The sequence below is a fragment of the Streptomyces sp. TAA204 genome (genome assembly GCF_000424965.1).
Window position 1 is genome coordinate 1 of sequence record NZ_AUKW01000014.1, and the last position, 11,559, is coordinate 11,559.

Annotated in this window: 4 protein-coding genes, 1 tRNA gene and 2 rRNA genes; 6 read left to right on the forward strand and 1 reads right to left on the reverse strand. The window is 68.9% G+C overall.

Annotated features, from left to right (window positions below; genetic code table 11):
• From H343_RS0118735 to H343_RS0118750, 4 genes are all read left to right on the forward strand, one after another.
• Nucleotides 1–231: ribosomal RNA gene (locus tag H343_RS0118735) — 23S ribosomal RNA — on the forward strand; the annotation flags it as partial.
• A gap of 159 nt (nucleotides 232–390) precedes the next feature.
• Nucleotides 391–507: ribosomal RNA gene (gene rrf / locus H343_RS0118740) — 5S ribosomal RNA — on the forward strand.
• A 103-nt stretch (nucleotides 508–610) separates the two neighbouring features.
• Nucleotides 611–1,297, forward strand: a complete 687-nt coding sequence (locus H343_RS0118745) for a DegT/DnrJ/EryC1/StrS family aminotransferase (protein WP_028432405.1) — start codon at nucleotides 611–613, stop codon at nucleotides 1,295–1,297.
• 126 nt (nucleotides 1,298–1,423) lie between these two features.
• A tRNA-Thr gene (locus tag H343_RS0118750) sits at nucleotides 1,424–1,496 on the forward strand.
• A gap of 87 nt (nucleotides 1,497–1,583) precedes the next feature.
• Here H343_RS0118750 and H343_RS0118755 read toward each other — a convergent pair.
• Nucleotides 1,584–4,199: a SpoIIE family protein phosphatase gene (locus tag H343_RS0118755; RefSeq protein ID WP_028432406.1), complete on the reverse strand. Its 2,616-nt coding sequence runs from the start codon at nucleotides 4,197–4,199 to the stop codon at nucleotides 1,584–1,586.
• 514 nt (nucleotides 4,200–4,713) lie between these two features.
• On the opposite strand from H343_RS0118755, the gene H343_RS0118760 reads away from it, so the two are divergent.
• Together H343_RS0118760 and H343_RS0118765 are read left to right on the forward strand one after the other, a co-directional pair.
• Nucleotides 4,714–10,371, forward strand: a complete 5,658-nt coding sequence (locus tag H343_RS0118760; RefSeq protein ID WP_028432407.1) for a HAMP domain-containing protein — start codon at nucleotides 4,714–4,716, stop codon at nucleotides 10,369–10,371.
• A gap of 246 nt (nucleotides 10,372–10,617) precedes the next feature.
• Nucleotides 10,618–11,319, forward strand: a complete 702-nt coding sequence (locus H343_RS0118765; RefSeq protein ID WP_028432408.1) for a response regulator — start codon at nucleotides 10,618–10,620, stop codon at nucleotides 11,317–11,319.
• Nucleotides 11,320–11,559 lie beyond the last annotated feature (240 nt).

Here is an 11,559-nt window from a genome sequence, read left to right on the forward strand (position 1 = left end):
GACGGACGGACCTCTGGTGTGCCAGTTGTTCTGCCAAGAGCATGGCTGGTTGGCTACGTTCGGGAGGGATAACCGCTGAAAGCATCTAAGCGGGAAGCCTGCTTCGAGATGAGGACTCCCACCCCCGTGTGGGGTTAAGGCTCCCGGGAGACGACCGGGTTGATAGGCCAGATATGGAAGACCCGTGAGGGTTGGAGTTGACTGGTACTAATAAGCCGAGGGCTTGACCACAGGTACTTCTGCTCGCGTCCACTGTGCGGTTTCTGAGACAGCAACCCCACACCCAGCACCACGTGACATGTGAACAGTGTGTGTTTGCTGAGACTTCCCCCCCTTGCCGGGGCGTGCCACTACGTGTGGCAGGCCCCGGGAGAAGTGGGGGGTGTGAGTTTCGGTGGTCATAGCGTCGGGGAAACGCCCGGTTACTTTCCGAACCCGGAAGCTAAGCCTGACAGCGCCGATGGTACTGCATGCGGGAGCGTGTGGGAGAGTAGGACACCGCCGAACAACACGTGAATGGGCCGTGGTTCCCGGAGACTTCACTCCGGGAACCACGGCTCTTTTTCATGCTGTCACCGGCAGTTCATGTCCCGCCCCCAGCATCGTTTCCATGGGGACGACAGAGATAGCGGCATCGGGTGTCGCCACAGGGGACGAGGTCGTGGTGCCTGCCTTCGGGGGCACCGAAGTGGCGGAAGCTGTACGGGCGTTGGGTGCCCGGCCGGTCTTCGCGGACATCGATCCGAGCAGCTTCTGCCTCGATCCCGTCGCGGCTGATGCGGCGGTCACGGACAGGACGGCCGCCATAGCGCCCGTCAGTCTCTTCGGACATCCCGCCGACATGGTGTGCCTCCAGGAGCTTGCCCAGCGGCGTGGACTGCGGGTCGTCGACCCCGGCTCCGGCAGTTCCCTGGTGTCGGTCGACGCGGTGCGGCGTCGGCAGAAGGCAGCGCACCTGGACGCCCGACTGCGCGGTGTGGTCGTTCCGCGTGTCGCTCTGGGAGTTGAGCACGCCTACACGGACTACGTGGTGCGCGTACCGGGCAACGGACGGCCGGATCGTGACGCCTTCAAGCACGCGCTGCGCGCACGCGGGGTGGAATGCTACGTACCGGTGAAGACGCCGGCGCATCGCACCTCTGAATTCCGCACCGATGTACGGCTGCCGGAGTCCGAGCGTGCGGCGGACGAGACGCTCGCGCTGCCGCTCAGCGCGTCTATGACGAAGCGTGAACTGCAGCGAGTGGTATCGGCGTGCAACGGCCTCGGCGGTCTGCTGATGGAGCCTGCCTGCTGAACCTGCCTGCTGAACGCTCCTGAGCCGGCAGCGTGTTGACGGTCAGCGGGGATCTCCGCCGAGGACGGGGCGCCGTTCGTTCGGCGCACTGCCGCACATCGGGTAAGATCAGTGACGCCGCAGCGCGCCCCAATAGCTCAGTCGGCAGAGCGTCTCCATGGTAAGGAGAAGGTCAACGGTTCGATTCCGTTTTGGGGCTCAGGGTTTGTGAGTCGGAGAGGCCTTCGCCAGTGGGCGGGGGCCTTTTCGGTGTTCTGAACGCCTTCGGGCAGCAGCCGGAGGGTCCCTATTCGGGAACGCGCATGGCGACGATCGCCATGTCGTCGGATGGTGCGTCGCTGGCGAAGCGTTCGACGGCACGCATGATGCGTGCCGCCACCGCGCCCGCGGTCAGGCCCGTGCAACTGGTGAGCACCTCCGCCAGGCCGTCGTCGCCCAGCATGCGGGTGCCTTCACGGCGTTCCGTGACCCCGTCGGTGACGCAGAGCAGGACATCGCCGGGGGCGAGGATGATCGTTTGTTCGTACAGTTCGAGGTCGTCCATCACGCCGAGGAGGGGCTGAGGGTCGGCGGCCGGCTCCACGCTGCCGTCCTGTCGCAGGCGGAGCGGCAGCGGATGGCCCGCGCAGACGACCTTGAGCTCGGCGCTGCCGTCGTGCTGCGGCCGCAGTTCGCCGTACAGCAGCGTCAGGAAGCGGCTGCGCGCGCCCTCGTCGAGGATGGCGGTGTTGAGGCGGTCCAGCACGGCCGGGCCGCCCAGGCCCTCGCGTGCCAGCAACCGCAGGGCGTGCCGCGCGAGTCCGGTGACGGCGGCAGCCTCGGGACCGGTGCCGCACACGTCGCCGATGGCGAAGCCGTAGGTGCCCTCGGAGATGTCGAAGAGGTCGTAGAAGTCGCCGCCGACCTCGTTTCCCTCGCCGGCGGCGCGGTAGATCACCTCGACCTCCACGCCTCCGCTGACGTCTGGCAGCTCCGGAGGCAGCAGACTGCGCTGCAGGGACTGGCTGATGGCCGTGCGCTCCGAGTAGAGCCTCGCGTTGTCGAGTGCGAGCGCGGCACGACGGGAGAGGTCTTCCGCGAGTTCGAGGATCTCCTGGCGGAAACGCTCATCGGTCGGCTTGCCGAGCGTCAGCATGCCGATGACACGGTTGCGGGCGACGAGCGGAAGGACGACTGTCTCTCCGCCGACCGCGGTTGCGGTGGCCCGGGCCGCGCCGGGCGAGAGGTGGTGTTCCTCCTCGCCGAGGACCACGGTCCGCAGGGAGGTGCGCAGCGCGGCGGAGTGGGCGGCGTCGGCCGGAGCGCTCCACACACGGGCGCCCGGCGTGGGTACCGGGTCGGGCGGGTCGACTCTGGAGAGCAGGGCCTTGAGGTGGTCGATGCGGTCCTCGTCCTCGTGCAGAACATAGGACAGCTTGGGGTCCGATCCGGGCTCGGCGACCGTATAGACCGCGCACCAGGCGGCCAGCGTGGGCACCGTCATCTGGGCCATCAGCGCGAGTGTCTGGTCGCGGTCGAGTGTGCCCGCCAGCAGGTCGGACGCCTCGACGAGGAAGGAGAGCGAGCCGCGGCGCAGGCGCTCCAGCTCGGTGAGGCGGGCGCGTTCGACGGCCAGTGCGATCCGGTCGGCGGCGAACTGGAGCCGGAGTGCCTCCTCGTTCGTGTACCGGCCCGGTGATTCGGTGGCCACGCCCAGCGAACCGGTCAGCCGGCCCTCGACCTTGAGCGGCACGGTGACCACGGAGCGCATGCCGGTTCCGGCCAGCAGCGGGACCGCACCGGGAACGACTGCGAGGTCCTCGTGCACGGACGGCATCCGCGCGGAGCCGTAGCGCCCCGTCCCCGCCTCGACCGGGACCCGCGCGAAGCGCTGCCGGGCGGAGGGGAGGCCGGTGGAGGCGCGTACCTCGAGCTCGGTCTCGTCGTCGGTGGCCAGCAGGAGGTAGGCGGCATCGCCGTCGAGCATGTCGCGTGCGCGCTCGACGGTTCGCTGCAGCAATCCGTCGAGGTCGTCGGGCGCGGGGGAGCCGATGAAGATCTCGAACGGGTCGGCTGGGCTCTCGCCGCCGTCCTGGCGGCTGGCGGAGTCGGGTGCCGGGGAGCGCAGCGGGGTCTGGAGGACGGCCCTTTCGTGGTCGCGCACGAGCAGGCAGACGGTGGACGGCTCGCCGTCGCTGTCCCTCACGCGAAGGTGTGACGCGTAGACGGGGATCGTACGGCCGTCGGAGCCCCGCATCCCGTAGGAGCCCTCCCAGCGGGAGAGCTGCAGCGCGTCGGCGATGCCCGTGCTGGTACCGGGGGTGTGCGGCCAGGCGGCGAAGTCGGTGAAGGGTTTGCCGACGACCTGATCGGCCGGATACGCGAAGAGCCGCTCGGCGTCCTGGTTCCATGCGGCGACGGCACCTCCCCGGTCGACCTGTACGACGGCGACGTGTACGCGCGTATCGGCCACGGGAAGCGCGTCGTCGGGCAGTGCGGGACCGGCGGCCCGGGTGCCCACGGGGCGGTCGGGAAGATCGAGGCTGAACCAGACGCGCTTGTCGGCGGCCGTGTAGTCCACGCCCCAGTGGGAGGCCAGCGCGGCGCACAGCAGCAGTCCGCGTCCGCCCTCGCGGTCGGGGCTGCCCAGGACCTGGGCGGGGTCCTGGAGGGGCAGCTCGCGTTCGGGGTAGCGGTCGACGACCTCGACGCGGACGCCGTCACCGTCCCGCAGGCAGACGACTTCGGCCGCGGTGCCGGCGTGGACGACGGCGTTGGTGACGAGTTCGCTGGTCAGTACGACGGCGTCGTCGACGATGTCGCCCAGTCCCCAGCCCTGGAGGGTGTCCCGCACGAAGGCGCGGGCCGTCGCGACGGAACGTCCGACAGGTTCGAACGTGGCCGCTGCCCTCGCGGTGATCACTGGTCTCCCTTTGCCTCGCTGCTCACTGCCCGCGGGCGCGCCGTCCTCCGCCCCGGCCGGGTCGTGCTGCGCCACTATGGCGGGTGCTCTCAAGCTGTCGGAGGCCGGGTCGCCGCCGTTGCCGCCGTTGCCGGTGAACGGGAGACCCATGTCGCCGTCGACGGGTGCACCCCCGCGCCCGGCGCTGTGTTCCTGCGTCACCCGCGGCGCCCCTCCGTTGCCCATTGTGCTCTCACGGCTGCCCCAGCAGTTTCGTACTCTTTTGCGCGCCTTCGCACCCTTGTGCCCTCCCCCGGCACATCGGGTGGATGGACAGCCGGAGGCCAGGTTACTTACGTTCGCAGTGTGCGCGGGTGCCGGATCCAGTGTGTTTTCCGTCCGGGCCCTGTGGAGAGCTGGGTGCCATGCCGCCGAACTGTTATCGCCTGGTTCGGGCGGGGTGAAACACTGGGAAGGCTCGAAGCGAAAACCCGGGTATGGCGGGCAGGACGGTCGACCCTTCGGGAGGGACACGGTGGAGTCTGGCGCGACGGCGCGTGGTACGAGTACGCGCGCGAAGGGCGGGCGCTCCCGGAAGAGCGGCAAGATCGAAGTGGACGCGGCCTCCGTGAACCGGCTGCTGACGGCTCTGACGGCCATGCGCGACGGTAACTTCCGTAAACGGCTCACCGTCACGGGCGACGGGCCGATGGCGGAGATCGCCGCGGTCTTCAACGAGGTCGCCGACCAGAACCTGCACCTGACGGGTGAGCTGGCGCGGGTCCGCAGAGTGGTCGGCCGTGAGGGCAAGCTGACCGAGCGGCTGGAGACCGGTACGTGCGAGGGCTCCTGGGCCGCCGCCATCGACGCGTCGAACGCGCTGGTGGAGGACCTGGTCAGGCCCGTCTCCGAGGTCGGCAGGGTGCTCTCCGCCGTGGCCGAGGGCGATCTGGAACAGCGCATGGATCTGCGCTCGCGCGGTTCGGACGGCAGCGGGCATCCGCTGCGGGGCGAGTTCCTGAAGGTCGGGCGTACGGTCAACGGGCTGGTGGATCAGCTCTCGACGTTCACGGACGAGGTGACGCGCGTCGCCAGCGAGGTCGGTACGGAAGGGAAGCTGGGCGGTCAGGCGCGGGTGCGCGGCATGTCCGGCTCCTGGAAGGACTTGACCGACTCCGTCAACACCATGGCGTCCCGGCTGACCGCGCAGGTGCGGGACATCGCCCTGGTGACGACCGCGGTGGCCAAGGGTGATCTGTCGCGCAAGGTCACCGTGCACGTGGCCGGCGAGATGCTGGAGCTGAAGAACACCGTCAACACGATGGTCGACCAGCTCTCCTCCTTCCAGTCCGAGGTGACGAGGGTCGCGAGGGAGGTCGGCACCGAAGGGGAGCTGGGCGGTCAGGCCCGGGTTCCGGGTGCCGGCGGCGTATGGGAGGACCTGACCGACTCCGTCAACCTCATGGCGGGCAATCTCACCTCGCAGGTACGCGAGATCGCACAGGTGACCACCGCGGTCGCCAACGGCGACCTGTCCCAGAAGATCACTGTGAACGCGCGCGGCGAGGTCGCGCAGCTCGCCGAGACCATCAACACGATGACCGAGACGCTGCGCACCTTCGCCGACGAGGTGACCCGCGCGGCGAACGAGGTCGGCACCGAGGGCGTCCTGGGCGGTCAGGCCCAGGTCCCGGGCGCCGCCGGCATCTGGAAGGACCTCACCGATTCGGTGAACACGGCCTTCCGCAACCTCACCGCGCAGGTGCGGGACATCGCGCAGGTGACGACGGCGGTGGCGAACGGTGATCTGTCGCAGAAGGTGACCGTGGATGTCTCCGGCGAGATGCTGGAGCTGAAGACCACGGTCAACACGATGGTGGATCAGCTCTCCTCCTTCGGCGCCGAGGTGACGCGCGTCGCGCGGGAGATCGGCGTCGAAGGGGAGCTGGGCGGTCAGGCGCAGGTGCCCGGAGCGGGCGGCACCTGGAAGGACCTCACCGATTCGGTGAACACGGCCTTCCGCAACCTCACCGGACAGGTGCGCAACATCGCGCAGGTGACGACGGCGGTGGCGAACGGTGATCTGTCGCAGAAGGTGACCGTGGATGTCTCCGGCGAGATGCTGGAGCTGAAGAACACCGTCAACACGATGGTCGACCAGCTCTCCTCCTTCGCCGAGCAGGTCACGCGGATGGCCAGGGACGTGGGTACGGAGGGCCGGCTCGGCGGTCAGGCACGCGTGGACGGCGTCTCCGGAACGTGGAAGGACCTCACCGACTCCGTCAACTTCATGGCGGGCAACCTCACTTCGCAGGTGCGCAACATCGCGCAGGTGACCACCGCCGTCGCGCGCGGTGACCTTTCGCAGAAGATCAAGGTCGACGCGCGCGGGGAGATCCTCGAGCTGAAGAACACCATCAACACGATGGTGGACCAGCTCTCCTCGTTCGCGGAGCAGGTGACGCGGGTGGCCCGCGAGGTGGGCACCGAGGGCCGGCTGGGCGGTCAGGCGCAGGTGCCGGGGGTCGCGGGCGTATGGCGCGATCTGACGGACTCCGTCAACGGCATGGCGGGCAATCTCACCGACCAGGTGCGCAACATCGCGCAGGTCGCGACAGCGGTGGCCCGCGGTGACCTTTCGCAGAAGATCACCGTGGACGCGCGCGGGGAGATCCTCGAGCTGAAGAACACCCTGAACACGATGGTGGACCAGCTCTCCTCGTTCGCGGAGCAGGTGACGCGGGTGGCCCGCGAGGTGGGCACCGAGGGCATCCTGGGCGGTCAGGCGGAGGTCAAGGGCGTCTCCGGGACGTGGAAGGACCTCACCCAGTCCGTCAACTTCATGGCGAACAACCTGACCTCCCAGGTGCGCAACATCGCCGAGGTGACCACCGCGGTCGCCCAGGGCGATCTGTCGAAGAAGATCACCGTCGACGCGCGCGGGGAGATCCTCGCGCTGGTGACGACCGTCAACACGATGGTGGACCAGCTCTCCTCCTTCGCGGAGCAGGTCACCCGCGTCGCCCGTGAGGTGGGTACGGAGGGCATGCTGGGCGGCCAGGCACGGGTGCCCGGTGTCACCGGCATCTGGAAGGACCTCAGCGAGAACGTCAACCTGATGGCGAACAACCTCACCAGCCAGGTCCGCAACATCTCCCAGGTCGCCACCGCCGTGGCGAACGGTGACCTGACGAAGAAGGTCACCGTCGAGGCGAGCGGCGAGGTCGAGCAGCTCGCGGACACCCTCAACACGATGGTCACCGCGCTGTCGACGTTCGCCGAGGAGGTCACCAGGGTCGCCCGCGAGGTCGGTACGGACGGAGTGCTGGGCGGTCAGGCGAGGGTGGCCGGTGTCGCCGGCACCTGGAAGGACCTGACCGAGTCGGTGAACTCCATGGCCTCGAACCTGACCGGACAGGTGCGGAACATCGCGATGGTCACCACGGCCATCGCGCGCGGTGACCTGACCAAGAAGATCGACATCGAGGCCAACGGCGAGATCCTGGAGCTGAAGACGACCATCAACACGATGGTGGACCAGCTCTCCTCGTTCGCCGAGCAGGTGACACGAGTGGCCCGCGAGGTCGGTACGGACGGGCAGCTGGGCGGCCAGGCGCGCGTCCAGGGCGTGGCCGGTACCTGGAAGGACCTGACCGACTCGGTGAACGAGATGGCGTCCAACCTGACGCGTCAGATGCGCGCCATCGCCGACGTGGCCACCGCCGTGACCCGGGGCGACCACAACGTGCGCATCGACGTGGAGGCGGCGGGCGAGATCCTGCAGCTCCAGGGCTACATCAACACCATGATCGCCAATCTGCGCGAGACCACCCTCGCCAACCAGGAGCAGGACTGGCTCAAGGGCAACCTCGCCCGTATCTCCGGCCTCATGCAGGGCCGCCGCGACCTCGCCGACGTCGCCGGTCTGATCATGAGCGAGCTGACGCCCGTGGTCTCGGCGCAGCACGGCGCCTTCTTCCTCGCCGTCTCCACCGACGAGGACAACGAGGGTGTGGGCATCGGCGCGGGCCACAGCGCGGACGGGCAGTACGAGCTGCGTATGAGGGGCAGTTACGGCTACTCGAAGGGCACCATGCCCACCACCTTCGCGCCCGGCGAGTCGCTGGTGGGCACGGCGGCCCAGGAGGCGCGCACGATCCTGGTGGAGAACGCGCCGCCCGGCTATCTGAAGATCTCCTCCGGGCTCGGTGAGGCGCCGCCGGCGCACGTCATCGTGCTGCCGGTCGTCTTCGAGGGAACGATCCTGGGTGTGATCGAGCTGGCGGCCTTCCAGCCCTTCGAGCAGATCCAGAAGGACTTCCTCAACCAGATCGCCGAGATGATCGCGACCAGCGTCAACACCATCAGCGTCAACACCAAGACCGAGGTGCTGCTGCGCCAGTCGCAGGAGCTGACCGAGCAGCTGCGGGAGCGCTCGGCCGAGCTGGAGAACCGGCAGCGGGCCCTCCAGGAGTCGAACGCGCAGCTGGAGGAGAAAGCGGAACAGCTCGCGCAGACCAACAGCGACATCGAGATCAAGAACAGGGAGATCGAGGAGGCCCGGCAGGTGCTGGAGGAGCGCGCCGAGCAGCTGTCGGTCTCGATGCGCTACAAGTCGGAGTTCCTGGCCAACATGAGTCACGAGCTGCGTACACCGCTCAACTCGCTGCTCATCCTCGCGAAGCTGCTCGCGGACAACGCGGAGAGCAACCTCTCCCCCAAGCAGGTGGAGTTCGCCGAGACCATCCACGGCGCCGGCTCCGACCTGCTCCAGCTCATCAACGACATCCTCGACCTGTCGAAGGTCGAGGCGGGCAAGATGGACGTCAGCCCCACCCGTATCGCGCTCGTCCAGCTCGTGGACTACGTGGAGGCCACGTTCCGGCCGCTGACCGCGGAGAAGGGGCTGGACTTCTCCGTACGCGTCTCGCCCGAGCTTCCCGCCACACTGCACACGGACGAGCAGCGGCTGCTGCAGGTGCTGCGCAACCTGCTCTCCAACGCGGTGAAGTTCACCGACGGGGGCGCCGTCGAGCTGGTGATCCGCTCCGCGCGCACCGACGTCCCCGAGGTGATCCGCGAGCAGATGCTGGAGCACGGCTCACTGCTGGACGCGGACGCGGAGATGATCGCCTTCTCGGTGACCGACACCGGCATCGGTATCGCCGCCGGCAAGATGCGGGTGATCTTCGAGGCGTTCAAGCAGGCGGACGGCACGACCAGCCGCAAGTACGGCGGTACGGGTCTGGGGCTGTCCATCAGCAGGGAGATCGCCCGTCTGCTGGGCGGCGAGATCTATGCTGCCAGCGAGCCGGGCCGTGGCTCCACCTTCACCCTCTACCTTCCGCTGCATCCGACCGAACTGCCGCCCCAGGGCTATGCGCAGATCGGTTCGGGCACGCTTGCCGTCTCCGCCGCGGCGGAGACCGGGGCGGCCGCGGCGGAGCGCGTCGCGGGGCTCCAGCGGTCCGCGGCACCGGAGCTCGAAGCCGGTGAGGGCGCCGCGGAGGCGGGCGAGGAGTACGAGGAGGAAGATGTCGCCACCTCCGAGGCGGAGCGTGCCGCGGCCTCGCTCGTACGCCGCCGCCGGCAGCGCTCGGACACGGAGCCGGGCGCGCAGCGGCAGCTGCCCGTCGAGGCGCAGCCCGAGCCGCGGGCCCTGCAGAACGGCCGGGGAGCGAGTACCGCCAACGGCCGCCAGAGCGAGGGCCGTACGGTCTCGGGGCCGGGGGCGGGCCCGGATTCCGGACGGACGCCGGACGACGCCTGGCTGCACAGCGGGCAGGATCTGGTCGAGCCCGGCCCCGGTGGCGACTTCGGTGGTGAGAAGGTGCTCATCGTCGATGACGACATCCGCAACGTCTTCGCGCTCACGAGCGTGCTCGAACAGCACGGTCTGCAGGTCCTCTACGCCGAGAACGGCCGTGAGGGCATCGAGGTGCTGGAGCAGCACGACGACGTGACCGTGGTGCTGATGGACATCATGATGCCCGAGATGGACGGCTATGCCACGACCGCGGCCATTCGCCGGATGCCGCAGTTCGCGGGGCTGCCGATCATCGCGCTGACGGCGAAGGCCATGAAGGGGGACCGGGAGAAGAGCATCGAGGCGGGGGCGTCCGACTACGTGACCAAGCCCGTGGACACCGACCACCTGCTGTCCGTCATGCACGAGTGGATGAGCGCGCGTTGATGTGGCACGGTGCAGTTGGCGCTCGTCTGCGCACGCAGTGTGGCGAAGACGTGTGGAGATGTGGTCAACGGGGAACCTTCTGATCCCCGGGGACGTTTCTGATGTGTGCACAGTGACATCACGGTGACAGGGTGTGGCGAACGGCGGCGTGCGACTACGATGACACGCACAAGGACGGGCGGCGGTGTCAGAGAGCCGTCCCCAGGGGCGGCGTCCGAGGCGTTGCCGGGGCGAGGAGGACGGGCCATGGTGCAGAAGGCCAAGATCCTCCTGGTCGATGACCGGCCGGAGAATCTGCTGGCGCTGGAGGCCATTCTCTCCGCGCTCGATCAGACGCTGGTACGGGCATCGTCAGGGGAGGAAGCGCTCAAGGCGCTGCTGACGGACGATTTCGCGGTCATTCTGCTCGACGTTCAGATGCCGGGCATGGACGGTTTCGAGACCGCGGCACACATCAAGCGCCGGGAGCGTACGCGCGACATCCCCATCATCTTCCTCACGGCCATCAACCACGGCCCGCACCACACCTTCCGTGGCTATGCGGCCGGCGCGGTGGACTACATCTCCAAGCCGTTCGACCCGTGGGTGCTGCGTGCGAAGGTCTCGGTCTTCGTCGAGCTCTACATGAAGAACGTCCAGCTGCGCGAGCAGGCCTCCCTGCTGCGGCTCCAGTTGGAGAACGGCGCCGCCCCGGGGCACTCCCCGGAAGGACCGGGGGACGAGGCGGGCGAGCCCCCGGGGCTGCTGGCGGAGCTGTCCGCGCGGCTGGCCGCGGTGGAGGAGCAGGCCGAGGCCCTCTCCAAACAGCTCGGAGACAGTTCGGAGTCGGCCACCGTGGCGACCGCCGCGCACCTGGAGCGCAAACTGAGCGGTCTCCGCAGGGCACTTGACGCGCTGGAGCCCGGTGCGGGCGGCGGCGCCTCGGCGCAGGTCCCCTCGCAGAACTGAAGCGCCCGTCGGGGACGCCGACCTGTCCGGGCGACGGCCACGGCCGCCTGTGCCGGCCGGTCCGTCGGCCCGGGTCCGTCGGCCGGCCCCGTGCCCGTCCGCCGCGCCCGGTCCGTGAGGGGCGGAAGTGAGCGCGAGTCGCGTGTCCTCCCTCCCGGCTCTGCGCCGCGGGGCGGTCTGATCTCCCGTCAGGGGCGCCCGCACGCTGTGCCCGGCAGCCCCTGCTGCCGGTCCGTTCGT